This is a genomic window from Streptomyces anulatus (genome assembly GCF_000721175.1).
Lineage (GTDB): Bacteria > Actinomycetota > Actinomycetes > Streptomycetales > Streptomycetaceae > Streptomyces > Streptomyces anulatus_C.
Window position 1 is genome coordinate 34,045 of sequence record NZ_JOEZ01000029.1, and the last position, 24,054, is coordinate 58,098.

Annotated in this window: 26 protein-coding genes; 2 read left to right on the forward strand and 24 right to left on the reverse strand. The window is 69.9% G+C overall.

Going from position 1 to position 24,054, the window contains the following annotated elements; translation table 11 throughout:
• Nucleotides 1-33 precede the first annotated feature (33 nt).
• The 23 genes from IG90_RS0128980 to IG90_RS0129090 form a co-directional block, all read right to left on the reverse strand.
• A complete protein-coding gene (locus IG90_RS0128980) occupies nucleotides 34-1,860 on the reverse strand; it encodes an acyl-CoA dehydrogenase (RefSeq protein WP_030590780.1) in 1,827 nt (608 codons plus the stop codon).
• A gap of 178 nt (nucleotides 1,861-2,038) precedes the next feature.
• The gene (locus IG90_RS0128985; protein ID WP_030590784.1) at nucleotides 2,039-3,589 is read right to left on the reverse strand and encodes an MFS transporter; all 1,551 of its coding nucleotides are present in this window, start codon (nucleotides 3,587-3,589) and stop codon (nucleotides 2,039-2,041) included.
• Between the two features lie 204 nt (nucleotides 3,590-3,793).
• Nucleotides 3,794-4,339 (reverse strand): hypothetical protein, encoded by a 546-nt coding sequence (locus IG90_RS0128990; RefSeq protein ID WP_030590787.1) that lies wholly within the window; start codon nucleotides 4,337-4,339, stop codon nucleotides 3,794-3,796.
• The gene (locus IG90_RS0128995; RefSeq protein ID WP_033894741.1) at nucleotides 4,336-5,220 is read right to left on the reverse strand and encodes an alpha/beta hydrolase; all 885 of its coding nucleotides are present in this window, start codon (nucleotides 5,218-5,220) and stop codon (nucleotides 4,336-4,338) included. The genes IG90_RS0128990 and IG90_RS0128995 overlap by 4 nt, the downstream gene beginning before the upstream one ends.
• A gap of 151 nt (nucleotides 5,221-5,371) precedes the next feature.
• Complete coding sequence (locus IG90_RS0129000; RefSeq protein WP_030590793.1) at nucleotides 5,372-6,130, reverse strand: 2-hydroxychromene-2-carboxylate isomerase; 759 nt, start codon at nucleotides 6,128-6,130, stop codon at nucleotides 5,372-5,374.
• A complete protein-coding gene (gene fabG, locus IG90_RS0129005; protein ID WP_030590796.1) occupies nucleotides 6,123-6,863 on the reverse strand; it encodes a 3-oxoacyl-[acyl-carrier-protein] reductase in 741 nt (246 codons plus the stop codon). The genes IG90_RS0129000 and fabG overlap by 8 nt, the downstream gene beginning before the upstream one ends.
• A 46-nt stretch (nucleotides 6,864-6,909) precedes the next feature.
• A complete protein-coding gene (locus tag IG90_RS0129010; protein ID WP_411572651.1) occupies nucleotides 6,910-7,368 on the reverse strand; it encodes a 3-hydroxyacyl-ACP dehydratase FabZ family protein in 459 nt (152 codons plus the stop codon).
• 44 nt (nucleotides 7,369-7,412) lie between these two features.
• A complete protein-coding gene (locus IG90_RS0129015; RefSeq protein ID WP_030590802.1) occupies nucleotides 7,413-7,796 on the reverse strand; it encodes a 3-hydroxyacyl-ACP dehydratase FabZ family protein in 384 nt (127 codons plus the stop codon).
• A complete protein-coding gene (locus IG90_RS0129020; RefSeq protein WP_030590804.1) occupies nucleotides 7,797-8,057 on the reverse strand; it encodes an acyl carrier protein in 261 nt (86 codons plus the stop codon). It lies immediately after the preceding gene.
• A gap of 78 nt (nucleotides 8,058-8,135) precedes the next feature.
• The gene (locus tag IG90_RS0129025; protein ID WP_030590807.1) at nucleotides 8,136-9,242 is read right to left on the reverse strand and encodes a beta-ketoacyl synthase N-terminal-like domain-containing protein; all 1,107 of its coding nucleotides are present in this window, start codon (nucleotides 9,240-9,242) and stop codon (nucleotides 8,136-8,138) included.
• A gap of 95 nt (nucleotides 9,243-9,337) precedes the next feature.
• Complete coding sequence (locus IG90_RS0129030) at nucleotides 9,338-9,736, reverse strand: hypothetical protein (RefSeq protein WP_030590809.1); 399 nt, start codon at nucleotides 9,734-9,736, stop codon at nucleotides 9,338-9,340.
• Nucleotides 9,736-10,143 (reverse strand): hypothetical protein, encoded by a 408-nt coding sequence (locus tag IG90_RS0129035; RefSeq protein WP_030590810.1) that lies wholly within the window; start codon nucleotides 10,141-10,143, stop codon nucleotides 9,736-9,738. The genes IG90_RS0129030 and IG90_RS0129035 overlap by 1 nt, the downstream gene beginning before the upstream one ends.
• A gap of 1 nt (nucleotide 10,144) precedes the next feature.
• Nucleotides 10,145-10,471 (reverse strand): DsrE family protein, encoded by a 327-nt coding sequence (locus tag IG90_RS0129040; RefSeq protein ID WP_030590812.1) that lies wholly within the window; start codon nucleotides 10,469-10,471, stop codon nucleotides 10,145-10,147.
• Nucleotides 10,464-11,396, reverse strand: a complete 933-nt coding sequence (locus IG90_RS0129045; RefSeq protein ID WP_233436114.1) for an alpha/beta hydrolase — start codon at nucleotides 11,394-11,396, stop codon at nucleotides 10,464-10,466. Before IG90_RS0129045 ends, IG90_RS0129040 begins: the two co-directional genes overlap by 8 nt.
• A 59-nt stretch (nucleotides 11,397-11,455) precedes the next feature.
• Nucleotides 11,456-12,268, reverse strand: coding sequence for an SDR family oxidoreductase (locus IG90_RS0129050; protein WP_030590816.1), 813 nt, complete (start codon nucleotides 12,266-12,268; stop codon nucleotides 11,456-11,458).
• 69 nt (nucleotides 12,269-12,337) lie between these two features.
• On the reverse strand, nucleotides 12,338-13,348 hold the full coding sequence (locus IG90_RS0129055) for a beta-ketoacyl synthase N-terminal-like domain-containing protein (RefSeq protein WP_078585448.1): 1,011 nt from the start codon (nucleotides 13,346-13,348) through the stop codon (nucleotides 12,338-12,340).
• Nucleotides 13,345-14,529 (reverse strand): beta-ketoacyl-[acyl-carrier-protein] synthase family protein, encoded by a 1,185-nt coding sequence (locus IG90_RS0129060; protein ID WP_030590819.1) that lies wholly within the window; start codon nucleotides 14,527-14,529, stop codon nucleotides 13,345-13,347. The genes IG90_RS0129055 and IG90_RS0129060 overlap by 4 nt, the downstream gene beginning before the upstream one ends.
• A gap of 54 nt (nucleotides 14,530-14,583) precedes the next feature.
• The gene (locus IG90_RS0129065) at nucleotides 14,584-15,600 is read right to left on the reverse strand and encodes a thioesterase family protein (RefSeq protein ID WP_030590821.1); all 1,017 of its coding nucleotides are present in this window, start codon (nucleotides 15,598-15,600) and stop codon (nucleotides 14,584-14,586) included.
• Complete coding sequence (locus IG90_RS0129070) at nucleotides 15,593-16,474, reverse strand: alpha/beta fold hydrolase (RefSeq protein ID WP_030590825.1); 882 nt, start codon at nucleotides 16,472-16,474, stop codon at nucleotides 15,593-15,595. Before IG90_RS0129070 ends, IG90_RS0129065 begins: the two co-directional genes overlap by 8 nt.
• Nucleotides 16,471-17,439, reverse strand: a complete 969-nt coding sequence (locus IG90_RS0129075; RefSeq protein WP_030590826.1) for a beta-ketoacyl synthase N-terminal-like domain-containing protein — start codon at nucleotides 17,437-17,439, stop codon at nucleotides 16,471-16,473. The genes IG90_RS0129070 and IG90_RS0129075 overlap by 4 nt, the downstream gene beginning before the upstream one ends.
• Nucleotides 17,436-18,611: a beta-ketoacyl synthase N-terminal-like domain-containing protein gene (locus IG90_RS0129080; RefSeq protein ID WP_051860295.1), complete on the reverse strand. Its 1,176-nt coding sequence runs from the start codon at nucleotides 18,609-18,611 to the stop codon at nucleotides 17,436-17,438. Before IG90_RS0129080 ends, IG90_RS0129075 begins: the two co-directional genes overlap by 4 nt.
• Entirely contained in the window at nucleotides 18,608-19,840 is a 1,233-nt protein-coding gene (locus tag IG90_RS0129085; protein WP_030590830.1) for a beta-ketoacyl-[acyl-carrier-protein] synthase family protein, read from the reverse strand. The genes IG90_RS0129080 and IG90_RS0129085 overlap by 4 nt, the downstream gene beginning before the upstream one ends.
• Before the next feature lie 77 nt (nucleotides 19,841-19,917).
• Entirely contained in the window at nucleotides 19,918-20,172 is a 255-nt protein-coding gene (locus IG90_RS0129090; protein ID WP_030590832.1) for an acyl carrier protein, read from the reverse strand.
• Between the two features lie 328 nt (nucleotides 20,173-20,500).
• Between IG90_RS0129090 and IG90_RS0129095 the strand changes: the two genes are divergently transcribed.
• Together IG90_RS0129095 and IG90_RS40865 are read left to right on the forward strand one after the other, a co-directional pair.
• Nucleotides 20,501-21,952: a cytochrome P450 gene (locus IG90_RS0129095; protein WP_051860296.1), complete on the forward strand. Its 1,452-nt coding sequence runs from the start codon at nucleotides 20,501-20,503 to the stop codon at nucleotides 21,950-21,952.
• A 22-nt stretch (nucleotides 21,953-21,974) separates the two neighbouring features.
• Entirely contained in the window at nucleotides 21,975-22,925 is a 951-nt protein-coding gene (locus IG90_RS40865; protein WP_051860297.1) for a 4'-phosphopantetheinyl transferase family protein, read from the forward strand.
• Between the two features lie 78 nt (nucleotides 22,926-23,003).
• Here IG90_RS40865 and IG90_RS0129105 read toward each other — a convergent pair whose 3' ends face one another.
• A complete protein-coding gene (locus IG90_RS0129105; protein ID WP_030590838.1) occupies nucleotides 23,004-23,948 on the reverse strand; it encodes an ACP S-malonyltransferase in 945 nt (314 codons plus the stop codon).
• Between the last annotated feature and the right edge of the window lie 106 nt (nucleotides 23,949-24,054).

The window sequence follows — 24,054 nt, forward strand, 5'->3', positions numbered from 1 at the left end:
TCTACGCGGCGCCCGGAGGCGCCGGGCGGTCTCTCAGAACGCCGCCTCCGGGAGTTCCATCAGGGAGAGGCCGGCTTCCTCCATGATCGTCCGCCGGGGCGGGACCAGTGGCAGGACGTTGCGGGCGAAGAACGTGGCCGCGGCGACCTTGCCCTGATAGAAGGGCCGGTCCTTGGCCGAGGCGGCGGGCAGCTTCCGCAGCGCCACTTCCGCCTGCCGCTGGAGGAGATACGCCACGACGACGTCCCCGGCGACGAAGAGCAGCGTGGTGGTGTTCTGCCCCACCTTGTGCATGCTCCGAGGGTCCGCCTCGGCCTCGGCGAGCTGCCCCAGCATCACGCCGAGCATCCCTTCGAGGCTTTCCAGCGCGGCGGCCAGCAGCTCGCGTGCGGCGTCGAGCTCCGCACCGCCGGGCGCCCCCCGGAGGAACTCCCGTATTTCCTCGGTGAGCACGGAGAAGGCCTGACCGGAGTTCTTCACGATCTTGCGGAAGAAGAAGTCCATGCCCTGGATGGCGGTGGTTCCCTCATAGAGGCTGTCGATCTTGGCATCCCGGATGTACTGCTCGATGGGGTAGTCCTGGAGGTATCCCGAGCCACCCAGGGTCTGGAGGCACTGCGTCAACTGGTCGTACGACTTCTCCGAGCCGTAGCCCTTGACGATCGGCAGCAGCAGATCGTTCAGGCGCAGCAGGCCCTCGGTGGGCTCACCCAGGTGCTCTGCCTCGGCGATCCGGTCCTGAACGGTGGCGGTGTAGAGCACCAGGGCGCGCATACCCTCGGAGTACGCCTTCTGGCCCAGCAGCGAGCGCCGGACGTCCGGATGGTGCGTGATCGGGACGCGGGGCGAGTCCTTGTCGGCGAACGCGGCCAGATCCGGGCCCTGCACCCTGGACTTGGCGTAGTCGAGGGCGTTGAGATATCCGGTCGACAGCGTGGCGATGGCCTTCGTCCCGACCAGCATCCGGGCGAACTCGATGATCTTGAACATCTGGCGGATGCCGTCATGCCGCTCACCGAGCTGCCAGCCCTTGGCCGGACGGTTGGCGCCGAAGGTCAGCTCACAGGTGGTGGAGGCCTTCAGGCCCATCTTGTGCTCGACGTTGGTGGCGTACACGCCGTTGCGCTCACCGAGCTCGCCGGTGTCCCAGTCGAAGTCGAACTTCGGCACCAGGAAGAGCGAGAGCCCCTTGGTCCCCGTGCCCGCGCCCTCGGGGCGGGCCAGGACGAAGTGCATGATGTTCTCCGCGAGATCGTGCTCACCGCCGGTGATGAAGCGCTTGACCCCCTCCAGGTGCCACGATCCGTCGCTCTGCCGGCGCGCCGTCGTACGGGCGGCGCCGACGTCGGATCCGGCGTCCGGCTCGGTGAGGACCATGGTGGCACCCCAGCGCCCGTCCACCATCCGCCGGGCGATCTTGCGCTGCTCCTCGGTGCCCATCCGGTGGATCACCGAGGCGAAGGACGGGAAACCGGTGTACATCCACAGCGCCGGATTGGCGCCGAGGACCAGCTCCCCCATCGACCAGAACAGCGACGGCGGACAGGGCGTCCCACCCAGCTCCTCCGCCAGGCCCAGCCGCCACCACTCGGCGTCGAGGAAGGTCTTGAAGGACTTCTTGAAGCCCTCGGGAAGGGTGACGGAGCCGGTGTCCGGGTCGAAGACCGGCGGAGTACGGTCCGCGTCGATCAGCGAGTCGGCCAGTTCGCCGACCGCCATCCGCTCCACCTCGGACAGTACGTTCCGCGCGGTGTCCTGATCCATGTCGGCGAAGCGTCCGGCTCCGTACCGCTCCTCCGCGCCGAACACCTCGAAGAGGTTGAACTCCAGATCGCGCAGGTTGGACTTGTAGTGCCCCATGATTCCTCCGACGCCTCGGAGCGCTGCCCGCGCAACGCCCTACCGACAGGTAGCTTTCTGATTACCCAGCAGTAGCACGGAGGCGTGCCCGGAGTCCCGGTGTGTGGCCGCTTCCTGCCAACAGCCGGTGACCGGACCGAAGTTCCCAGCTCCGGGCCGGTGACCGGCCCGGAGCGGATCAGCCGAGCTTCCGGCGGAAGGAGAGCCAGATGACGACGGCACCGACGACCGCGACGCCTGCACCGACGATCGAGGTCAGGTGCATGGCGTGCAGGAAGCTCTCGTTCGCCGCGTCCACCAGTTGAGGCAGCGAGGCCTCCGCGGCGACCTGGCGCGTGGCCTCGGCGGACTGCTCCGCCACCGCCTGCGCAGGTGCGGGGAGATCGGCCAGCTCGGGCGCCACATCGGCCGCGTAGGCGCTGCTGAGCAGGGATCCCAGGATCGCGACGCCGAGCACCCCACCGATCTGGCGCATGGAGTTGTTGACCGCCGATCCGGCCCCGGTGCGGTCGGCCGGCAGTACCGACATGATGGCCTCCGTGGTGGGGGCGACGGCCGAGCCCATCGCCAGCCCCTGCACCGCCATGAGCAGCCAGAACCACGGCATCCCGGTCGTCAGGTCGAGCCGCGTGTAGGCGAGGAAGGTGGCTGCGGCGATCAGCATCGCCGTGGCCACCACGGGGCCGACCCCCAGCTTGCGGACCAGGGCCGCCGAGACGGGTGCGCCCAACAGCACCCCGACGGCCACCGGGATCAGGTTCAGCCCTGCCTCGAACGGCGTCTGCTCCAGCACACCCTGCAAGTAGAAGGACGTGTAGAACATGGAGCCGCTGAGGCTGAAGAAGGTGAGCATCACCGCGACGCTGGCACCCGTGAACTTGCTGCTGTGAAAGAGCCGCACGTCGAAACTCGGGTTCTCCACCCGGAGTTCGACCCGTACGAACACCACCAGCACGAGCAGACCGCCGGCCAGGGAGCCCAGCACGGCCGGGCTGGTCCATTCGTTGCGGTGGCCGCCTTCGATCAGCCCGTAGACCAGAGCCAGCAGACCCATGGTCGACATGAGCACGCCGAGCGGGTCGAGTTTGACGCGGTTCGCGCTCCTGGCCGCAGGCAGGAGGAACATCACGCCGAGCAGCGCGGCTCCGACGATGGGCAGGTTCACCACGAAGACGGAACCCCACCAGAACCGCTCCAGCAGCGCGCCGCCGACCAGGGGGCCGGCCGCGATGGCGAGCCCACTGGCACCGGACCAGATCGCGATGGCCATCGGACGCTCGCGCTCGCTGAAGACCACGGAGATCAGTGACAACGTGGCGGGCATGATCAGCGCACTGCCCACCCCCATCGCACCGCGCGCGATGATCAGCTCGGTGACGCCGGTCGACATACCGGCCCAGAGCGATGCGGCGCCGAACAGCGCCATGCCGATCACCAGCAGCCGGCGATGCCCGTAGCGGTCGCCCAAAGCACCGCCGGTGAACAGCATGACGGCGAAGATCAAGGTGTAGGAGCTGATGCTCCACTGGAGTTCGTTGGTCGTGGCCGCGAGTCCCTCGGTCGGGGACGCGAGGGTGTTGAGCGCGACGTTCAGGATGGTGTTGTCGAGCCAGACGGTGAACTGGGCGAGCATCAGGACGACCAGCGCCAGCCACCGGCGAGCTCCCGAACCCCCGGCAGTGTGCGGCGGGTTCTCATCCGACGCGAGCCCGTCGAGTTGCTGAACCATGTGAGTAGAGACCTCTCCGAATCCGGGTTGCGGTCCCGTCCCGCGAGATCGCTGGTCACCCGGGGCGGCGCTCCGGACCGGAGCCGTCACCGCATGCGACCGATCGTCCGGGCGTCGTCGTCGGAGAGTCAACGAAGTCAAAATGCTTGGCAGTTAACTGCCAAAAGCGTTCGGGCGACGGGCGGCCGAGGAAGCGGACCCCCGCTATCGGCCGACCGTCTCCGCCAGCTCACGCAGCGTCTTCAACTGACACCGCATCATCATGAGGTCGCCCCAGGCCATCCCGCGGCCACGGAGCGCCTTGATCGGCCCGCTGCCCGTTCGCACCAACAGCTTGACCACCAGCCTGGTGGCGTCCCGGCCCTCGTCCTCCACGGTGTAGCTCAGCGCGAAACCGCCGAACGCCCGGCGCGCCCAGGGAGTGTCCAGCACCATGGTGAGATGACGGTCCCGCTCGAATCCGGTGAGCTCGAAAATGGTCATGACCCGCTGCCCGATCTCCAGCGCGTCCGCTCCCGGAGTCAGCGTCCGGGGGCTTCGGCGGCCGAAGTTGTCGAGCAGGTCGTAGCTGTAGGGGGCGACCTTCAGCTGGCACAGCCATCGGAAGACCGTCGCACGGTCGGCCCGTACGGTCACCGCCCGGAACCACTCCTCGACCCGACCGGAGAGCAGCCCGTCGCAGGGGTAGGCGGCCGTCAGCTCCTCGGGGCGGGTGCCCCAGGCGCGCGGGTCCGGCAGCACGGTGCTCATCCGAACGCCCGCTTGAGGAAGTCCAGTACGGTCTCCTGGTACTCCTCGGGGCACGACTTCATCCCCTGGAGGTGGTCCGTGTCCGGCAGCACGCGTACCTCGGCCTTCGGATAGCGGGCGGCTAGCGCGCGCACGCTGTCCACCGGGATGATCCGGTCGCTGTCGCCCACCATCATGAGCACCGGCGTCCTCGTGTACGCGCCGTCCGCCGGCGGCGGCCACTGGGCCTGGAGCATCGCGGTGCCGACGGAGCCGAACACCCGGCTCAACAGCCCCAGGGAGGGGGCCGTCCGCAGCGGGGCCGGGACCGGGACTCCCTTCGCCATGATGAAGTTCCTGAACAGCGGGGGCAGTTCGAGTGCGGGGCCGCTGTCGCAGACGATGGCTTCGATCCCGCAGTCCGGTCGCCGCAGCAGGTAGAAGGACGGGAAGGTCGAGAAGGAGAAGCCGAAGACCGCGAACCGCGCGGCACCGTAACCGCCCTTCTCGCGCAGGTGGTTCACCACGCGTTCCACATCATCGGTGTGCCGGCCGCTCAGCCCCCAGAAGGCCCGGTCGGTACTGCTCAAGCCGTGGTTGCGGTGGTCGAACATCGCCACGGTGTACCCGGCCTCGTGCAGGAACCGGGCCTGGGCCAGGCTCGCCGACTTGCTCAGCCCGATCCCGTGCCCGATCACCACCACCCGGTCCTTGCTGCCGGGGCAGAGCCAGATGTGCAGGCTCCGCCCCTTGCCTTCTTTCCCGCCGTCCAGCGGGATCGTCAACTCCGTGCTGGGCAGGCCGAATTCCTGCGGACTGCGGTGGTGGGGCCGGCGTGGCGGGTGGTAGACGAGGTAGGAGAGGAAGGTGGCGTACAGCGGTGCCACCGGTAGCGCGAGCACGGCGAGTGCCCTGTTCAGCAAAGACGGCCGGCGAGGCCGTGATGCCGCCACGTCATCGCCCGGGTTCTTGCGCCCCATCAGATTTCCCCCAAGATCCGGACGACGGGTGCCGCCGTCCCCGATAGTACAGATTCACGGCCTCGCGCCCGGTTCAGCCGCAGCCACCCGCATGTCCTCCGTCACCTCCTCGCACCCCGTCGGGCACAACCAACTCCTGCGGTGGCTCAGTTGGCGCCGCCGTCTGGCCCGTCGCGCCGTTCACCGCCGCGACGAACGCCTCCAGCCGGTCGATGCCCCAGTACTTGTCGCGGCGGTTCACGAAGAACGGAACGCCGAAGACCCCGTCCCGGTCCATCGCGAGGAGCGCTTCCACGCCCCGGGCGCGCAGCCGCGGGTCGTCCGCGGCCAGGGCCAGCCGGCCGGGCTCAAGTCCCAGCTCCCGGGCCAGCTCGCCCATGACCGCCCGGTCGCAGATGTCGCGCCCCTCTTCCCAACGGGCCCGGTGGGCGAGGTCGATGAACCCCGCCCCCCGTCCCTCGTCGAGAGCCGCCAGATAGGCCAGGTGCGGCACCTCCCAGCACGGGTCGCGGTCGACCGGCCAGGTGATCTCCAGCCCTCGCTCCCTGGTCAGCCGCCTGATGTCCTGAAGGATGTACAGGTGCTTCTCGCGCGACATGGCGACGTACGAGAAGCTGCCGCCCGCCTCCGCCAGGGCCTTCGCGCTCCGCTCGTCCGGTTCGAAGAACGGGCGCCACTCGAGACGGTCCGCGAACGCGGCGTGCCGGTCCCTGAGGTCGCGGTAGGCGAGCCAGGAGTACGGGCTGCGCAGCGAGAAGTAGAACCGCGGGGGCGCGGGAGTGCGCGTCCTCGCGGCCCGTGCTCCCTTGTCCCCGCTCCCGGCCTCAGACAACGATGCCTCCGTCGACCTGGAACACCGCGCCCGTCACGTACTCGGCAGAGACCAGGAACGACACCATGTCGGCCACTTCCTCGGCCCTGCCCAGACGGCGGAGCGGAATGTTCTTCACCGCCTGCTCCCTGACCTTGTCGGAGAGCGCCGCGGTCATGTCGGTCTCGATGAAGCCGGGTGCCACCGCGTTGGCGCGGATCCCGTACTGGCCGACCTCCTTGGCCAGGGCCTTGGTGAACCCGATGATTCCGGCCTTGGAGGCGGAGTAGTTGGTCTGCGTCGGATTGCCGTAGACACCCGCCACCGACGAGATGTTCACGATGCAGCCGGACTTGCGCTTCATCATCTCGAAGACCACCGAGCGGCACAGGTGGTAGGTGCCGTCCAGGTTGGTGTCGAGTACGTCGTTCCAGTCCTCGTCCTTCATCAGCAGCAGCGGCTGGTCACGGACGATGCCGGCCGAGGTCACCGCGATGTCGACCGGGCCGAGCCGGTCCTCCGTGGCGGCGACGAGTTCCCGTACGGAATCGGCCACGGAGACGTCGGCCTGCCGGCTGTACACCCGCACGCCGAGCTCGGAGACCTCCTTCTCCAGCTCCTGCGCCGCGTCCGGCCGCGACCGGTAGCAGAACGCCACGTCGTGCCCGTCCCGCGCGAGGCGCAGGACCGTGGCCCGGCCGATTCCCCGGGAACCGCCGGTGACCAGTGCCACCTTGCCGGTGTTCGCGCTCATTCGACTCTCCATCACTCGGTTGCAGCTCTCACTCGGTTCCCGGCCCTCATGCGGTGCCGGCGGGGTCCTCGGGGTGGTTCGCCGCCTCGAGGAGTTCGGAGGCCGGGCGCATGGCCATCACCACGCGGCCGACCTCCAGCACGGTTTCGCCGTCCACCAGTGCTTCGCCCTCGAAGATCACGGTGTCGCTGAGCTCCCGGAAGAGCCGGACACGGTGCTCCAGCACGTCGCCGGGCAGGACCGGGCGATGGAACACCACGTCCGAGATGCTTCCGAAGAGCATCACCTGCCCGGCGAGCACGTCGGGGTTGGGGTTCTTCCAGGCGGCCAGCACGCCTGCGGCCTGGCACCAGGACTCGATGAGCAGGACCGACGGGTAGCTGTGCTGCTCGTCGGTGGCATCGGCCGGGAGGTCCCGGTACCAGGGCTCGTTGGCGGTGACCGCCTTGCGGGCGGTCAGGCTCTCGCCCGGCACCAGCTCGTCCACCCGGTCCACGAGCAGCATCGGGTAGCGATGGGGCAGCACCCGTTTGATCCCGCTGATGTCGATCACTGGTCGTGCCCTTCCGAGAAACGGATCCGTACCTTCGCCGAATCTCCGCGCGCGGTCGCGGCCACGGCCTTGCAGCGCCACTTCCCGCCCTTGCGCTCCCAGGTGAGGTCGATCGCCAGCCGGTCACCGGGAAACACCGGGCTCAGGAAGCGCGTCGACTCGATCGCCTCCATCCGGAGACCCGGTTCCGGCGCGGTGGCCAGGGCGCTGAGGTGTATGTGCTCCACGACGCAGACTCCGGGGAAGATCGGGAACCCCGGGTAGTGGCCGGGGAAGACCTGCTCCCCCGCGTCGACGGTCACCCGGGTGGTGCCCCGGTCCGGGCCGCGCTCCACGATCTCGGCCGTGCCCTGGACCGGTGTGGCCTGACGGGGCGGCATTCAGGACACCTGAAGCTTGGCGGCGAGCAGGTCGTACGCCTTCTGGAGGCAGGTGACCTCCTTCAGCTCGGACTCACCGAGCTTGACGCTGTACTTCTTCTCGAGGACCACCATCACTTCGAGGGCCATCAGCGAGTCGACGCCGAGGTCTCCGACGAAGGCGGCCTCGTCGGTCAGCTCGGACTCGTTCACGTCGAGGACGTCGGCGACGGTGCTCCGCAGGTCTTCCTTGTCCAGGACGACTGCCGTGTTGTTCGACATGTTCACTCTCTTCTCTACGTGAATCGTGAATGTTTGGGTCTTGGTTCTCGGGTCCTCGGCCTAACGGGGGGTGCCCGCTCAGCACAGCCGGAGGACGGCGCAGCCGACGACACCGTCGCGGTCCACGGAGGTGATCAGCGCGATCTGCCCCTTGGCGTCCTCGCGCCCTTCGGCCGCCACCAGCACCGCGGCGATCTGGAAGGCCGCGGCAGCCGCGTGGGTGTCACCGATCAGGTCGGCGCAGCGCACCAGTTCGGGCTGATGGGTTCCGAGCACTTCGGCCAGGGCGTCCTGCTCGGCGGCCCCCCGTGCGCCGGCGGCCTGCGAGTGGGAGAGGAAGCGCACTTCGTCGGGCCGGACGCCGGTCCGCTCCAGGACGCGCCGGACGCAGTCGGCGAGCACGGTGGCTTCGGTGCCGGCTTCGTGGTGGACTCCGCACTCCAGGCCGAGCACCTCGGCCAGACCGTCCCGGCCGTGCTCCTCGGCGACCTCGCCCGACTCCAGCAGCAGAACTGCGGCACCCTCGCCGAGAACGGCATCGCTCTCGTCCTGGCCCCGGGTGTGCCACTCCAGCCAGGCCCTGGCCGATGAGAACTCCTCGACCGCGCCGAACAGGACGGTACGGGCATGGCCGGACTTCTTCAGCCGCAGTGCGTAGTTGAGAGCCAGGAGTCCGGAGGCACGGCCGCCCGCGATGGTCGTGTTGGGGCCCTTGAGCTGGTGCCAGATCGCCGACTGGCCGGCGGCACAGTTCATCACCGTGTTGGGAAAGCGCATCGGGTCCACGAAGAAGGGCTTCTCCTGCACCAGCGAGTCCCGGGTGAAGTCCATGATGCTCTGCGCGCTGCCGGTGCTGGTGCCCAGCACCAGAGCCGCGTCCTGGCCCACGCCGGAGATGCGTTCGCCGTCGGCGTCCTGGAGCAGCCGCCCGACGGCGGCCACGGCCAGACCGGTCACCCGGTCCATGGACCGGGTGCCCTTGCGGCCCAGTACCTCGCGGTTGCTGAACCCCTCCACCAGGCAGGCGCTCTCGAACGGCACCTTCCATTCCTCGGGGTCAAGCGCGGTGGCGGCCGCGGTGCCCGAACGCAGCCCGTTCCCGAATGCGGAAACGTCCATGCCGAAGGGGGAGACAACCGACCAGGCGGATATGAGTGGGCCGCGCACGGCAGGGGAAACTTCCATGGGACGTGCTCCTTAACTGACTTCGAGAACACTGACTTCGGGCGAACCGGCTTCAGGAGAAACGGATTCGGATGAACCGGCCTCGGGGGAACCGGTCACAGGAAATAGACGCCTCGGTACGCGGACCAGTCCGGCAACGGGTCCGCCGGGCCACCCCTTCGCACTGCAGGCAGCAGCCAGTCCGGGCCCGTCTCGAACATGGCGAGGTCGTCTTCTTCGGCCCAGATCACCGCACCCTCCTCGATCAGGGTGCGCACCGACTCCCGCGGGTCGGGCAGGGTGTCGATCTTCCGGCTGCCGGCCACCATGACCGGTGCGGGCCGGGAGCCGGCCGCCGCGTAGGTGACGGCCAGCCCGCGCAGCAGGATGTCGGTGCCGCCCTGCTGCCGGTTCAGCTCGCGGGCGAGGTAGAGCACGTCCGCGAACTGGGTCTCCAGTGCGCCGCGGTAGGCCCGCTCGATGATCAGGAGCCGCCTTCGGCCGTCCTCGCTCATCAGCACACCCCCAGGAACAGTGCGGTGTCCACCGCGTCGAGGTGTTCGGTGAACTTGAAGGGCGGGCGCTGCCTGATCCTCGCGATGTGCGGCGCGGAGCCGCGCTCCTCCGTGCAGAAACGGCAGGAGTACCAGGTCAGCCGGTCGGGGAAGGTGTCCAGCAGCTCCGTGGCCAGAGCCGCGCTGGAGGGGTATTCGTAACTCCAGTTCACCACGTTGCGCGGCTTCGCCTCGCCCAGGGCCGCGCTGGTCAGCCCCGTGGCGTGGCCGCAGGTCCAGATGTGGACCGTGGCGCCCCGTTCCAGCAGCGCCTGGGCGAGCCGGACGGCGCTGGTGACCATGTCGCTGATGTGCGGAGGTCCCATGACCGCCAGGAGCACGTCTCCGCGGGAAAGTTGCTGGGCCATGTCAGTGCCACACTCCTCGTACACCGGGTTCGAGCAGCTTCCCGGCCACCTCGTCCATGTCCACCAGCCTCGCTCCCGGCAGCAGCCGGTCCGGTCCGAACGACCTGTGGGTCATGGAGAAGGTGTCCACCCACACCTGCCCGCCGAGTTCCAGCAGTTCGCGCAGGGCTTGGTCCGCACCGGTGAAGGCCGCCGACGTGCCGTTCTCGATCAGGAACACCGAGACCTGATGGCCGGCTCTGCGGAGCCTCGTCGCGTCGGCCACGAACCGGCCGGCCCCCGGGCCTCCCCACGGCCCCTGGGACTCGATCAGCAGATACTCATCCATGGATGTCGACCTTCTTGTCCTGTGGCCCTTCCGGGTCCGCCGGCCCCGTGCCGTCGAAGCAGCGGGTCAGGAAGGCGAGCACGCGTTCCCGGTACTCCTCCCGGTCGAACCGCAACCCGTTCATGTGCAGGGCGTTGGGCGCCGTCCAGCGCTCGGATTCCGGGTAGTGGTGTGCGGCCGGCGCGATCTGGGACTCGGGTACGACGAAGTCCTGTCCGCCGGCGATGAACATCAGCCGGGTCCTGAACCGGCTGAGGTCCGGCGGCCACTCACGCACGGCCAGCATGTGCTCGCAGAGTGAGCCGAAGCAGGCGCGGTAGACCGCGAAGCCCGCTCCCCCGCGCACCGACCGGGGCAGCGCCGACCTGCGCAGGGCCGCGAACTCCCGCAGCGCCGCCTTGATGTCGAACGCCGGGCCGCTGTCGCAGATCACCGCGGCCAGCCGGTCGTCGATCCGCTTCAGCACGCTGAGGGACACCCAGGTGGAGAACGAGAACCCGTACACCGCGATCTCGCCGCCGCCGAGTCCGGGGTCCGCGCGCACCCATCGCAGGACGTCCGCGAGGTCTCCGGTGTAGCGCTCGGCCATGCTCCCGTACCGCTTGTCCCGGCCACTCTCACCGTGATTGCGCATGTCGAACGCGAGGACGTTCCAGCCGGCCCGGTGCAGCATCTCGATGTGCCCGAGGGTGCTGGACCTGGTCCGGCCCATCCCGTGGCAGAGCACCACGGTGTGCGCCCCTTCCCCGGGCACCACCCAGCCGCGCAGCGTTATCCGGTCCCGGCTGGTGACGAGGGTGAACTCGCGCATCGGGAGGTTCTTGTTCCGCGGGCTGCGGCCGGGCTTCGACCGCGGCGGGTGGTAGAGCTCGTACGCGTGCCTGGCCGCCAGCACGACAGCGGGCAGCACGCCGGACAGGGGCACCAAGCGCCGTCCGCGGGCCGGTTCGTCCCGCGGTGTGTGCGTGGGGTCGGGGAGCGGCATCAGGTGGTCAGCGCCTCTCCGCCGTCGACGCCGATGATGTTTCCGGTGATCCAGGAGGAGTTGCCCCGCGACAGCAGGACGACCGCTTCGGCGACGTCCTCGGGCCGGGTGAGCCGCTGGTGCGGGTTGTTGCCGGCGGCGAGCTCGACCAGCTTCTCGTGCCCGGGGATCCGCTCCAGCGAGGGCGTCATGGTCACCCCGGCCCGCAGCGAGTTGACCGCCACCCTGCTGGGCGCCAGTTCGAGGGCCAGCTGGCGGACGTGGGACTCCAGGGCGCACTTGGCGGCGGACACGGCACCGTAGTTGGCGGTCACCTTCTGGTCCCCGGCACTCGTCATCGCGTAGATCTTGGAGCCCTCGCCGAGCAGGCCGGCCCGGTGCAGGTCCTGCGACCAGTACACCAGCGAGTGCGCCATCACATTGAGGGTCATGTCGATCTGACGACTCGTCAGCGCCTGGCCGGGCTCGTCCGCCAGATACGGCAACAGGCTGCCGAAGGCCAGCGAGTGCAGCAGGACCTTCAGGGGACGCCCGCCGGTCAACTCGGCTATCTGCGGCACCAGTTCGGATCGCGTGGTGGCACTTGCGGCATTCAGGTTGAAGAAGTGCACCGCTACTCCGGCCGAGCGCAGCTCCTCGGCGGACGCCTCGGCCTTCTCCCGGCCCTCCGCCGTGTCGAAGTGCACGCCCAGGACGTTGCCTCCTTCCAGGGCCAGGGCCCTGGCGGTGGCCAGCCCGATTCCGCTGGAGGCTCCGAGGACCAGGTTCCAGGTGCCCTCAAGCGACGCTGTGCCCTCAAGTAGCTTCGTCATGAGTCTCTTCTCTTCCTTCACGTGATGGGGGCAGGCCGTCGGTCGACGGACCCGGTGGTGGCAGGCGGGTCAGACCACGTCGTCCAGCGGCGTGAGCAGGGCGACGGCCAGATTGCCCTCGCGGGCCGCCGTGACGACCACGACCGGACCGGAGAGCCCGGCCAGCGCCCCGGCGACCTGCAACAGCGGCTCCAGCGCCCCCGCCCCGGCGGTGACCAGGTCCGCCCGTGGTCCGACGGCGACCGCCACCGCGGCCGAGACCGGCGAGTCGTCGAGTACGGCGATCACCCGGTGCTCCTGGCCCGGGCCGATGCCCTGACCGGCGAGCACGGCGGCGATCCGTTCCCGTACCCGGTCGGGTCCCTCGGGCGTGGCGGCGACCTCGGGCGGCAGGAAGAGGCTGCGGACCCGGCAGCGGCCGTAGCCGGCCGTGCCCCGTTCCCGTACCTTCGCGACGGGCTCCATCACCAGGGCGACCGCACCCCGCTCGGAGGCGGCGGCCCCCGGGTGCCCGGCGGGCAGCGCCTCCTCGGTGGCGCCGGCCAGCAGCCACGACGCCCGCCCCGCCGCGATGGACCTGGCCCCGGTCTCCAGCGCCTCCAGGCCCGCCACCCGCGGTGAGGTCAGCGTGAGGTTGAAGGCGCGGAACGAGTGCTCGGTGGCCAGCCGGCTGCCGAACAGGTTGATCGAGAAGTACGGTGCGGTGGCCGGGCTGAGCGCGTTCGCGCCCTCGGCCATCACGGTGTGGTCCATCGACTCGTGCAGGGCCACGGCCGCGCTGTTGGTCCCGACCACCGCACCGCGCCGCTGCTCGTCCTCCGGATCGGACCCGGGGCGCGTCTCCCCGGCGTCCGCGAGTGCGTGCTTGGCCGCTGCCAGGAAGTACTGGGTCGCGGTGGGGAGGTACTTGTAGCCGCGCCGGCCGAGCCTCTCCCGGTGGTCGAACCAGTCGCCCGGTTCGGCCGGGCGGCCGGTCGCGGCCGCCGCGGCGACCGGGGTGTCCGCCCAGGGGGTGACGACTCCGATGCCCGAGATCACCAGGTCGTCGCCCGTGGACGGGGCGGGACTCGACGTGCTCATACCGTCGCCTCCTCAAGTACGAGTGACACGTTGTTGCCGCCGAAGGCGTAGGCGTTGACGAGCACGAACTCGCCGTCCAGCGGGGCCGCTTCGGTGGGCAGGTGGATCTTGCAGGCGGGGTCCTGCTCGTCCGGCGCGATGTTCGGCGGGACGGTTCCGCGGTGCAGGATCTGTGCCGCCGCCACCGCCGCCAGCGCTGCGGCGGCGCCGCCGGTGTGTCCGAGCAGGGCCTTGAGGCTGTAGACGGGAGCCTGGTCCCGGCGCCCGTCCAGCACCTCGCCCAGCACCTGGCTCTCGACGGTGTCGTTCAGCTGCGTGCCGGTGCCGTGCGGAATGACGCAGCCGACCCGGTCGCTGCCGGCCCCGGCCTCCGCCAGGGCCTCTCGCATCGCGCGGGAGATCTGGCCCCCGGTCGGCTCCGGCGCCGTCGTGTGGAAGGCGTCGCAGCTCCATCCGATGCCGGACAGCTTGGCGTAGACCTGCGGAGCCCTGCGGGCCCGCGCGTGGGACGCGGACTCCAGGATCATCATCCCGGCGCCCTCGCCGAAGAGGGTCCCCTTGCGGTGCAGGTCGAAGGGCCTGCACCGCTCGGGGTCGATCGCCCCGAGCCGGTTGAAGCAGCCGAGCGCCACCCTGGAGTAGGCCTCGGCCCCGCCGGCGATGACCACGTCGGCCTCGCCGGTACGGATCAGGTCGGCGGCCATGGAGAGCCCGAACCCGCTGGCCGCGCAGGCGTTGCTGACACTGGAGTTCGTCCCCTCGGCACCGAACCAGGCCCCGACCGCCGAGGCGATCGAGAAGGTCGGTGACCAGTGGTCGCCCGGGGGCCCGTCCCCGGACCGCCACTCCTCGTGCAGACCCGAGTCGCCCATCCCGGTGCCGATGACCACGGCGACCCGGTCCGGTGCGACGTAGGCCAGTGACGCGTCGGCCACCGCCTGTCGGGCCGCCTCGACGGCCAGCCGGGATCCGCGCCCCAGGACCAGGTCGCCGTAGCGCTCGGGCCCTGCGGGCACGTCCGCCTCGGGGACCTCGTACATCAGCGGCAGGTCCATCCGCGCGAACGGGTCGGCGGCCTTGGACGGCGAGCTCCTCGCCGCGGACAGCCCCTGCCAGAATGCGTCAACTCCATTGCCCAGGTGGGAGATCACACCCATACCGGTGATCAGCACATCGTCCATCGGGTCCCTCTCCGGGATGCGGTTTCAGGTGGGGCGACTCACGGCGGCCCTCGGTCAGCCGGCGGCGGACTCACCCTTGAAGGCGCGGATCACGTGGTCGTCGAAGCTCACCAGGCTCCAGTCGCTGCGGTTCTGGAACACCGCGTAGCCGTGGGTGATCCGGCCCGTCGCGGTCTGCACCAGACGCCCGTCGCGGACCACGTAGAAGTCCGTCCTGGCCGTGTAGGTGAAGTCCTTGAAGACCTCCTCCACCGTGAAGACGGTGTACAGGTCCTCCTCCATGAGCGCCTCGTCGATGAACTGGATGTGCGAGCGAGGCACGACCGGGATCCACTTGCGGTCGTCGAGCAGCGTCTTGATCGAGATTCCCCGGTCGGCGAGGAAGAGATCCACGACCTCCTCGACCTGCCGGAGGTAGCCCGACAGCGCCAGACGCTCGTTGAAGTGGCAGTACGGGTAGGGGATGCGCCACTTCCAGCCGAAGGCGTTGTCACCTCCGATGAGCTGCGCCAGGACCGGGTCCTCGCCCACCGTGCCGCGGCCGGCGGACAGCGCCGTGTTGGCCGCCTCGGTCACCTCGGTCCCGTGGTGGGGGCCGGCCTCGGCGAAGCCGCCGAGGGTCGCGACGGCGAAACGGGCCAGCGGGGCCGGCACCTCGACCCCTTCGAGGTAGCCGTCGATCCGCAGCGAGACCTTCACCTTGGAGGTGACCGCCTTCAGCTCCTTGCCGTCGCGCTCGACGTACAGCGTGACGTCGAAGCCCAGCAGGGTCTGCTCGTCCTCGGTCCGCGGGACCACGAGCGCCCGGGCCTCGTCGTCCTGGTGGAAGGCGTGCAGGATCCGGGTGTCGAGGTCGACGACGTCGACGCCGAGGCCGTGCTCCTCGAACAGGAACCTGGAGCCGAGGCCCGAGCCCCGGAAGTGCTCCAGGATCGCCTCCTCGACCATGTAGTTGACGTGCTTGAAGCCGATCCAGGTGTTGATGTTGGAGCCCTCGTAGCGCGGCCGCAGCCGCAGGCTGGTCTCGGTCTCCAGAAGGGCCTTCACGGCCTCGGTGGTCACTTCAGTCATCTGTACCGCTCCCTAGTGGGCTGATGGGGTTTCGTGCGCGCGCCGGCCGTGGCCGGGAGGCGGCGGATTCCAGGAAGTCGTTGGTCAGTTCGGCGAACTCGGCTGCCTGCTCGATCATGGCCAGATGGCCGCAGTCGCCCAGGATCTTGACGGTGGCCTCCGGGAGCGCCGCTCCCAGCGCCTCGCTGTCGGAGGGGAAGGACGAGAAGTCCGCGTCCCCACCGATCACCAGGCACGGGCCCAGGAAGCGCTCGGTCCGCAGGTACGGGGTTCGCAGATAGGTGTCGAAGAAGGCGGTCCAGCCGTACGGGCCCACCCGCTCGCGCACCTTCAGTGCCATGTCCTGGCGCAGTTCGCCGGTGACCCGGCCGCCGGACCGGACCCGCAGGCCTTCCGCCAGAATGCGATCGAATCCGTTGAGGTAGTAGGAGATGGACTCCCAGGTGAACTCCTCGGGAGCGGCCCGGTAGAACGGCGACACCAGGACGACGCCCCGCAGCCGGTGGCGGGCGAACGCGTCCGTCCCGTCCTCGTCACGGACGTCCGGCGCCAGCCCCTGTCCGTCCAGCATCGCGAGGAGCGCGCAGGATCCGAAGGAGTGCGCCACCACCACGTCGGGACCGCCGGGCACCTGCGCCATCGCCTGTGCCACCCAGTGGGCCGGAGAGTGTTCGCTCCAGCCGGGCACCTGCTCCGCCCGCCAGGGCAGTTCCGCGGTCCACAGCTCGTGGGGCTGGTCCTGCGAAAGGCCCAGATAGGTGTCCCAGACGTTGCCTCCGCTGGCCAGACCGTGCAGTAGCAGCACCCGCAGCGGCGCGGCACCACGGCCGGGCCGGCGCAGGGACACCGTCACCGGCAGGTCCGACCCGCTCATGCCGCGGGTCCGGCCGGGGCGAGGAGGAGTCCGGCCACCGCGTCGTCCTGCCCGGTGCCCGACATCACCAGGGCCCGCTGCCCGGCGTCCGGCCCGCCCGCGGCGAACCAGCTGACGGCCGCCGCGACCTGGAGCACGCCCAGCGCTCCCGAGGCGCGGCCGAACACCTCGCTGAGGTCGGTGCGCGGCACGTCCGCGGGGAGCCGGTCGCCTGAGCGGTGCCCCTCCGGGACGAACCAGGTTCCGGGCACCGCGCCGTCCTCGGGGACCAGCCGGTCCAGGCACTGGTCGATCCCGCCCTCCCTGGCGTACCGGCCGAGCACGGCGCTGCCGGCGGCCCCGCGTGCGGCGGCCGCGTCGGCCCGCTCCACCACCAGGGCGACCGCACCGTCGAGGAGCTGCCCGGTCGGCAGACCCAGCAGTCCCCGGACGTAGCGGTTGTCGGTCTCGACACCGATCACCAGGAACCGTTCGGCACGTCCCGCGGCCAGCGAGGAGGCGGCCCAGTAGACCGCGTCCAGGCCGGAAGTGGCACCGTTGCAGACCATCAGGTTCGGGCCGCGCAGCCCGTAGCGGATCGCCACCGTCGAAGCCACGACGTTGCTGGAGGCGTTCGGCAGGCCCATCGGGCTGATGCCGTCGACGCCGAGCTCCTTGATCCCGTCGGCGACCTCGCAGACGGTGTCCAGGTTGCCCAGGTTGGAGCTGACCACCACGCCGACCGTGCTGCCGGGCACCGTGAGGGCGTCCGTCAGCAGCCCGGCCGCACGCAGTCCGTCGGCCGCGGCGCAGAGTGCGAGCTGGGAGGCCCGGTCCTTGTACCGCAGGCCGCGCTTGCCGAGCAGTGCCGCCGGGTCCACCTCGGGCTCTCCCGCGGTCGACCCGGCCCGCAGCAGGTCCGCGGGCCCGTCCACGCCGGGCAGCGCGATGCCGACACCGGTCACCAGAATCTCCGACGAACTCACTGTCCCGCCCTCTCCACGACGGCGACGGCGTTGACGCCGCCGAAGCCGAACGCGTCCACCTGGGCGAGCCGCAGCCCGGCCTCGGCATGAGCGCCTCGTACGAAGCGGAAGCCGGCGGCCTCCTCGACCGGCTCGCGCAGTCCGACGGTCGGCGGCACCCGGCCCGACTCCAGCGACTTCAGGGCGACGATCAGACCGAGCAGGCCCGAACCGCCCGAGGTGTGGCCGGTCATCGACTTCACCGCTGTCATCAGCGGGTTGCCGGCGTGCGGGCCGAAGACCTGGCCGATCGCGAGGGCCTCGGCCTCGTCGTTGAGGAGCGTCCCGGTACCGTGCAGCATCACCAGGTCGATGTCCTCGGACTTCACCCCGGCGAGCCGGTGCGCGCCCAGGAGCGCCTGTGCGACTCCTTCGGCGTCCGGTGCGGTCACGTGGAACCCGTCGCAGTTGACGTACACCGAGCGCAGCAGCCCGCGGACCGTTTCGCCGAGCCGGCCGTCGGCGCGCCGGAGCACGATCGCGGCGGCTCCGTCGCCCATCAGGACGCCCTTGCGGTCCTTGTCAAACGGCCTCACCTGGTCCGGTGGCTGCATGTGCACCCGGTCCAGCAGGCCGTACATGCTCTCGGTGAGCGTGTCGACTCCGGCGACGATGACGGTCTCGGCGCCCTGGGCGGCCAGGAGATCGCTGCCCATCGCCAGGGCGTAGAGCGAGGCCGAGCACGCGTTGGAGAAGGTGTAGGTGCGAACGGCGCCGAACCGTTCCCGCAGTGCCGTCCCGAAGTGCAGCTCCGACACGTCGAACGCGGCGCCGTCCCGCCAGCCCAGCTCGGCGGAGCGCAGTTCCCGCAGTCCGGTGCCGATCAGGATCGGCACCTCGCTGAGGTCGTCCCCGAGGCCCGCGTCCCGGGCCGCCTCCTCGACGGCCCTGATGAGCCAGCGGGTGGCCCGGCCCGTCACGTCGCCGCCGCCGTCCGGCCGGTCGTCGATCTCGTACGCGTGCTGGGCCCGGAACCGGCTCCGGTCGAAGCCGCGCAGTTCCGCGCGGCCCGTGCGGCCCGCGCACAGGGAGTCGAAGACCTCGTCGACCGAGCCACCGACGCTGTTGACGGCGCCGAGTCCGACGACCGCCTGGGGCTGTGTCCCGGGTTGCTCCAGCAGCGGGGCCGTCATGACCGCACCGCCTCGTACTTGCCGAAGATCACGACCGAGTTGTTGCCGCCGAACGCGAGCCCGTTGTTCTGCACCACGCGCAGGTCGGCCTCGATGGCCTCGTTGGGGACGCAGTCGACGTTGCACTCGGGGTCGGTCTCGACGTGGTTGATCGTCGGCGGGATGAACCCCTCGGTGATCGCCAGGGCGCACGCGATGGAGGACAGCGCGCTCGCGGCCCCCATGCTGTGACCGAGCATCGACTTGATCGAGATGGTCCGGGGGGTGTCGTCGCCGAACACCTGGCGGATCGCCCGTGCTTCGGTGACGTCGTTGGCCTTGGTGCCGGTGCCGTGCGCGGAGATGAAGTCCACGTCCTCGGGCTTCACGCCGGCGCCGTCGAGCGCCAGCTGCATGCACTGCGCCACGCTGTCCTGGTTCGGAGCCACGGGGTGGTACGCGTCGCAGTTGAGCCCGTAGCCGAGCACCTCCGCGTAGATGTGCGCGTTGCGGGCCAGCGCCGATTCGAGGCTCTCCATCAGGAGGACTCCGGCGCCCTCACCGGTGAGGATGCCCTGGCGGTTGATGTCGAAGGGCCGGCAGACCTCCGGCGCGATGGTGCCCAGCCGGTAGAAGCCCGTGAACGTCTTCCGGCACATGGCGTCGGCACCGCCGCACAGGGCGAACTCGACCTCTCCGGTGCGGATGGCGTCGTAGCCATAGCCGATCGCGTAGTTGCCCGCCGCACACGCGGTGGGCAGCGTCACCGCTTCGACCTGGGTGAGCTTGAACTCCCGTGCCACCGTGGCGGACAGCCGTCCGGCCGGCACCCGGGCGGCGACCTTCCGGTCCATCCGCTCGGGTCCCTCCCTGACCTCGGTCTCGACCAGCTGGTCGAGGTCCCTGGACTCGCCGTCGGTGGTGCCGATGGAGATCAGGCACCTCCTGGCGGCCAGGTCGGCCTCGTCCAGATCGGCGTCGGCGAGGGCCATCCGGGACGCCGCCACCGAGAACTGGCTCGCCCGGCCCAGCTCCTCGATGTCGAAGTTGCGGATCCACTCGCCGGGATCGAAGTCGACGATCTCGCAGCCGTTCGCGTGTTCGAACCCCTTGGTGTCGAACGCTGTGATCGGTTTGGCGGCGCTGCGGCCGGAACGAAGTCCGGCCAGGAACTCGGAGGCCCCCAGGCCGATGCTGGAAACCGCACCGAGCCCGGTTATGACAACTCTGTTCGACGATACGTCAGGCATATTCACCCCCACATATGGCGGGCCGCACGGCGGCCACCACCAGGTCACTCATCCACGGGCGCAGCGCCACTTCTCCGCTACTTCCAGCCGGCCGATTCCGAGACGACCTCGTAGACACCCGCGAGGTTGACCATCCGGCCGAGCTCGGACTGGTTGATGACGATGTTGAAGGCCTTCTCCAGGGATGCCAGGATTTCGATCGCACGCAACGAGTCGGCGTCGTGGTCCTCCTTGAAAAGGCTTACCTGGGTGACGTCATCCGGTTCGATCTCAAGGATGTCGCAGACGATTTCCTTGATGGTTTCCTGACGTTCCGCAGTCACTGCAGTCACAGTGGGTCCCTCTTCCCTGAGGCTCAACAAGCTGGATACGAGAAGGCGTTGACGAGGTCCTCCGCGTTGCCAACAAGCTATTCAGCAGGTTTCGGCTCGACAAGCAATCCGACAACTACCTGCCAGCCCGACCAGGTTCGACCGGATTTCCCGACGTTCTGGCATTTAGCTGACAGCGTCCCCCTGCAACCGGACCGCCTGTCCTGTCAGCAAGTTGCCGAGCCTGGCAGCAAACTGTGCGGTCGTTGCCGCCCCGGGCTCCCCGGTGTTTCGATACCACGCACTTCGGAGCCACGACGCATCACGACGGTCCACGGAAGGGCGTGCCATGACCCAGTCCGCCACCTCACCCCTCGCACCGGTGCCACGGCTCTCCGGTCGTGCCTTCATCGGGAACACCTGGGAGTTCAAGCAAGACCGACTCGCCCTGTTCTCCCGCACGTTCGAGGAGTGCGGGGACCTCGGCATCTACACGATCGCCGGCCAGGACCTCTACCTCGCGAACTCGGTCGAGCTGGTCCACGAGATCCTCATCAGGAACGGCAGCCTGTTCGAGAAGACCGACCGGTTCCGCTCCTTCGCCCGGCCGCTGCTCGGCGACGGCCTGCTGACCGCGACGAACGAGCAGCACAAACCGAACCGCCGGATGATCCAACCGCGCTTTCACGCCGCGGCCGTGAAGACCTCCGCGGACGTGGCCGCGCGGGTCTCACAGATAGTCTCGGACCGCTGGACCGACGGCGGTGTGGTCGACGTACGGCGCGAGATGGTCTCGGTGATGCTCGGGACCGTGGGCCAGAACCTGTTCAGCCGCGACGTCCTGGGCGAGGCCGACGAGCTGGGCAACGCGCTCACCGACGCCATCCACGGGTTCGACTCCCAGGCCAGCGCTCTGATCCCGCTCACCATCGAGTGGCCCACCCCTGCGAACCTCCGCTACCGGCGTGCGATCGAGCGTCTGGAGCGGACCTTCTACGCCTTGCTCGCGGAACGGCGGGCGGCGGCCGAGAAGCCGGACGACTGGCTCAACCTCCTCATGGAGTCCACCTACGAGGACGGCACCCCGATCAGCGACAAGCAGATCCGGGACGAGGCACTCAACATGTTCATGCCTGGTCACGAGACCACCGCCACGGCGCTGAGCTGGAGCTTCCACCTGCTCGCCGAGCACCCGGAGATCTACCGGAAGCTCCTCACCGAGGTGGACGAGGTCCTCGGCGGCCGGACGCCGACGCTGGCCGACCTGCCGCGTCTTCCCTACGCCCTACAGGTCTTCAAGGAGGCGATGCGCCTCTACCCGCCGGTCTACATGTTCACCCGGCAGGCCACCGTCGACGTCGAGATCCTCGGCCATCTCATCCCGGCCGGCGCCGCCGTGGCGTTCAGCCCGTACGTCCTGCACCGCAGGGCCGACTACTTCACCGACCCGGAGCGCTTCGACCCCGACCGGTTCTCGCCCGAGCGCGAGGCACAGCTCCCCCGGCACTCCTACCTGCCGTTCGGCGCCGGGCACCGGGTCTGCATCGGGAACCACCACGCACTGCTCAACGGCCACGTCTCGCTCGTCACGCTCGCGCAGCGGGTCCGCCTGAGCAGCGTGCCGGGAGCCTCGCCGGTCAAGGAACCCATGGTCACGCTGCGTCCGAAGGGCAGCCTGCGCATGAGGGTCGAACGACGGGCCGCGCCCGCGGTCTCCGCCGTCCGGGCAGCCGCGCAGGAGCACCCGGACCCCGGCGGCACCGCCACCTCGTGCCCGTACAACGGAACGCCCGGCCAGTAACCACAGACACGGAAGGCGCCCCATGCCCCGACCCGACGCCCGGCCCGACGCCCGATCGGGCGTACGGGGCAGCTCCGAGGATCCCGGACCTCTCACCACCGTCGACCAGGAGCTGCCGCTCGACAGCTCCGCCGGCCTGGTCAACGCGATCCTCGTCTCGGCGAATCGTTCGCTCGCCGGAAAGCCACTCCACCACGCTTCGGCCCGCCGCCTGTTCACAGGGGGCGGCGACGCTGAGGCAGCACGGCCTCACGCACGTCCGACCACCACCGCGTACGCCACGGTGTCGACCACCGCCGAGGTGCTCGACCACCCGGCGGCGCACGAAAGCCTGCTGACTCCGGTCGAGCGCGGGCGGGCCGCGCGGTTCCGGCACGAGGCCTCGCGGCTGGACTTCGTCGCAGCGCATCTGCTCGTCCGCCTGTGTGCGGGCCGGCTGCTGGGCGTCGCGCCCGCGGACATCGAACTGGCCCAGTACTGCGAGGAGTGCGCACAGCACGGTCACGGCCGACCGTATGTGACGAGTCACCCCGATGTGCAGGTCAGCCTCTCGCACACCCGGGGTGTCGTCGCCGCCGCGGCCGGCCCCTCGGCCGTAGGGGTCGACGTCGAGTTGCTGGGCCGTCGGAAGGTGGACCCCGCGGTACTCGAACAGGTCCTGTCACGTGGCGAGTTGCGTCTGTGCGGGAAGTCCGCCGACCCACAGGGCGTCTTCATGCGGCAGTGGGTGCGCAAGGAGGCCCTGGTGAAGGCCGGCCGGACGTCGAGGGACACGATGCGCGAGGTCGACCTCTCGGGGCTGCCGCTCATGCCGGGCGGATCCGGCACCTCGGTGCAGCGCAGCCGCTTCGAGAAGTTCCACGTCCTCGACCTGGCGGACAAGCGACGCGGTGCGCTGGCCGCCGTGGTGAGCGCCGCCCCGATCCTGCTCACCGGTGAGATCCGCAGGCCGGTCTCGCTCGCTTCCCGCTGAAGCGTGCGGCGTGAACGCCGTCGCAGGGTGGCGGGGCTGCCGCGGACCTCGTCCCCGGCAGCCCCGCCACCCCGGCCCTCAGGTACCGACGGCCATGCCTCGGACGGGCTCCAGCTCCTCCGGCCCGTTCAGTGACACGACCTCGACCTCGGGGTCGATCCGCCTGATCAGGCCGGCCAGCGTACGTCCCGGACCGAGTTCGACCAGTTTCCGGCAGCCGAGCACCCCGGTCAGGGTCCGTACGCTCTGCTCCCACAGCACCGGCGAGGTCAGCTGCCGGACACCCAGCTCGGCCCAGTCGCCGGTGTACGGCTCGGCATCGACATTGGCCACGACGGGCAGGTGCGCGGGGGTGAACGCGGTGTCCTTCAGCGCCCTGCGCAGGGGCGCGACCGCCGGGGCCATGTAGGGGCTGTGGAAGGCGCCGCCCACCTGGAGCCGGATCATCTTCCCGCCGATCGAGGAAGCGTGCTCCTCGACCAGCGCGACCCCTTCGGGAGAGCCCGACACCACGGTCTGGCCCGGGGCGTTCACATTGGCGACCCACACCTCCGGGCCCGACGCCCGCACCGCGGCCACCAGATCGTCGACTTCGGGCAGCGGCGCGGCGACGAGGACCCCCATGGTGCCCGCTCGCTGCTCGGCGGCGTCCCTCATGGCACGGCCGCGCGCGGCCACCAGTGCGGCGGCCGCGCCCACGGTCAGCGCGCCCGCCGCGGTGAGGGCCGCGTACTCACCCAGGCTGTGCCCGGCGCAGGCGACGACCGTGGTGCCGAGCGCTCCGCGCCGTACCGCCTCGGCATGGGCGACCACGGCAACCGAGAAGACGGTGAGCTGTGCCAGATCGGTACGCCGCAGCTGCTCGGTGGAGGTGTGCAGCAGCAGCTCGGGGAGGTCCTCCCCGGTGGCCTCGGAAATCTGCTCGGTGAGTTCCCACGACGGGGTTTCCCGCCACTGCTCACCCATCCCCTGCCGTTGAGTTCCCTGGCCCGGAAATACCAGCCCGATGGGCAACTGACTCATGGATCCGCCTTCTGGCCGGCCTGCCCCGACGGGCTGGCAGTCGCTTCTTGGCGCCCCATGGAAGTTCCTGGATCCGGCCCTTCACAAGAGCCCTTTCAGGAAGCTG

Bases quoted from the DNA above. Each gene is read 5' to 3' on its own strand.
- IG90_RS0129105 (WP_030590838.1), bottom strand. From the start codon at position 23,948: ATGAGTCAGTTGCCCATCGGGCTGGTATTTCCGGGCCAGGGAACTCAA.
- IG90_RS0129080 (WP_051860295.1), bottom strand. From the start codon at position 18,611: ATGACGGCCCCGCTGCTGGAGCAACCCGGGACACAGCCCCAGGCGGTC.
- IG90_RS0129020 (WP_030590804.1), bottom strand. From the start codon at position 8,057: ATGTCGAACAACACGGCAGTCGTCCTGGACAAGGAAGACCTGCGGAGC.
- IG90_RS0129035 (WP_030590810.1), bottom strand. From the start codon at position 10,143: ATGGCCCAGCAACTTTCCCGCGGAGACGTGCTCCTGGCGGTCATGGGA.
- IG90_RS0128980 (WP_030590780.1), bottom strand. From the start codon at position 1,860: ATGGGGCACTACAAGTCCAACCTGCGCGATCTGGAGTTCAACCTCTTC.
- IG90_RS0129070 (WP_030590825.1), bottom strand. From the start codon at position 16,474: ATGAGCGGGTCGGACCTGCCGGTGACGGTGTCCCTGCGCCGGCCCGGC.
- IG90_RS0129065 (WP_030590821.1), bottom strand. From the start codon at position 15,600: ATGACTGAAGTGACCACCGAGGCCGTGAAGGCCCTTCTGGAGACCGAG.
- IG90_RS40865 (WP_051860297.1), top strand. From the start codon at position 21,975: ATGCCCCGACCCGACGCCCGGCCCGACGCCCGATCGGGCGTACGGGGC.
- IG90_RS0129060 (WP_030590819.1), bottom strand. From the start codon at position 14,529: ATGGACGATGTGCTGATCACCGGTATGGGTGTGATCTCCCACCTGGGC.
- IG90_RS0129040 (WP_030590812.1), bottom strand. From the start codon at position 10,471: ATGGATGAGTATCTGCTGATCGAGTCCCAGGGGCCGTGGGGAGGCCCG.
- IG90_RS0129015 (WP_030590802.1), bottom strand. From the start codon at position 7,796: ATGCCGCCCCGTCAGGCCACACCGGTCCAGGGCACGGCCGAGATCGTG.
- IG90_RS0129095 (WP_051860296.1), top strand. From the start codon at position 20,501: ATGACCCAGTCCGCCACCTCACCCCTCGCACCGGTGCCACGGCTCTCC.
- IG90_RS0128985 (WP_030590784.1), bottom strand. From the start codon at position 3,589: ATGGTTCAGCAACTCGACGGGCTCGCGTCGGATGAGAACCCGCCGCAC.
- IG90_RS0129085 (WP_030590830.1), bottom strand. From the start codon at position 19,840: ATGCCTGACGTATCGTCGAACAGAGTTGTCATAACCGGGCTCGGTGCG.
- IG90_RS0128990 (WP_030590787.1), bottom strand. From the start codon at position 4,339: ATGAGCACCGTGCTGCCGGACCCGCGCGCCTGGGGCACCCGCCCCGAG.
- IG90_RS0129055 (WP_078585448.1), bottom strand. From the start codon at position 13,348: ATGAGCACGTCGAGTCCCGCCCCGTCCACGGGCGACGACCTGGTGATC.
- IG90_RS0129025 (WP_030590807.1), bottom strand. From the start codon at position 9,242: ATGGAAGTTTCCCCTGCCGTGCGCGGCCCACTCATATCCGCCTGGTCG.
- IG90_RS0129050 (WP_030590816.1), bottom strand. From the start codon at position 12,268: ATGACGAAGCTACTTGAGGGCACAGCGTCGCTTGAGGGCACCTGGAAC.
- IG90_RS0129030 (WP_030590809.1), bottom strand. From the start codon at position 9,736: ATGAGCGAGGACGGCCGAAGGCGGCTCCTGATCATCGAGCGGGCCTAC.
- fabG (WP_030590796.1), bottom strand. From the start codon at position 6,863: ATGAGCGCGAACACCGGCAAGGTGGCACTGGTCACCGGCGGTTCCCGG.
- IG90_RS0129010 (WP_411572651.1), bottom strand. From the start codon at position 7,368: ATGCTGCTCGTGGACCGGGTGGACGAGCTGGTGCCGGGCGAGAGCCTG.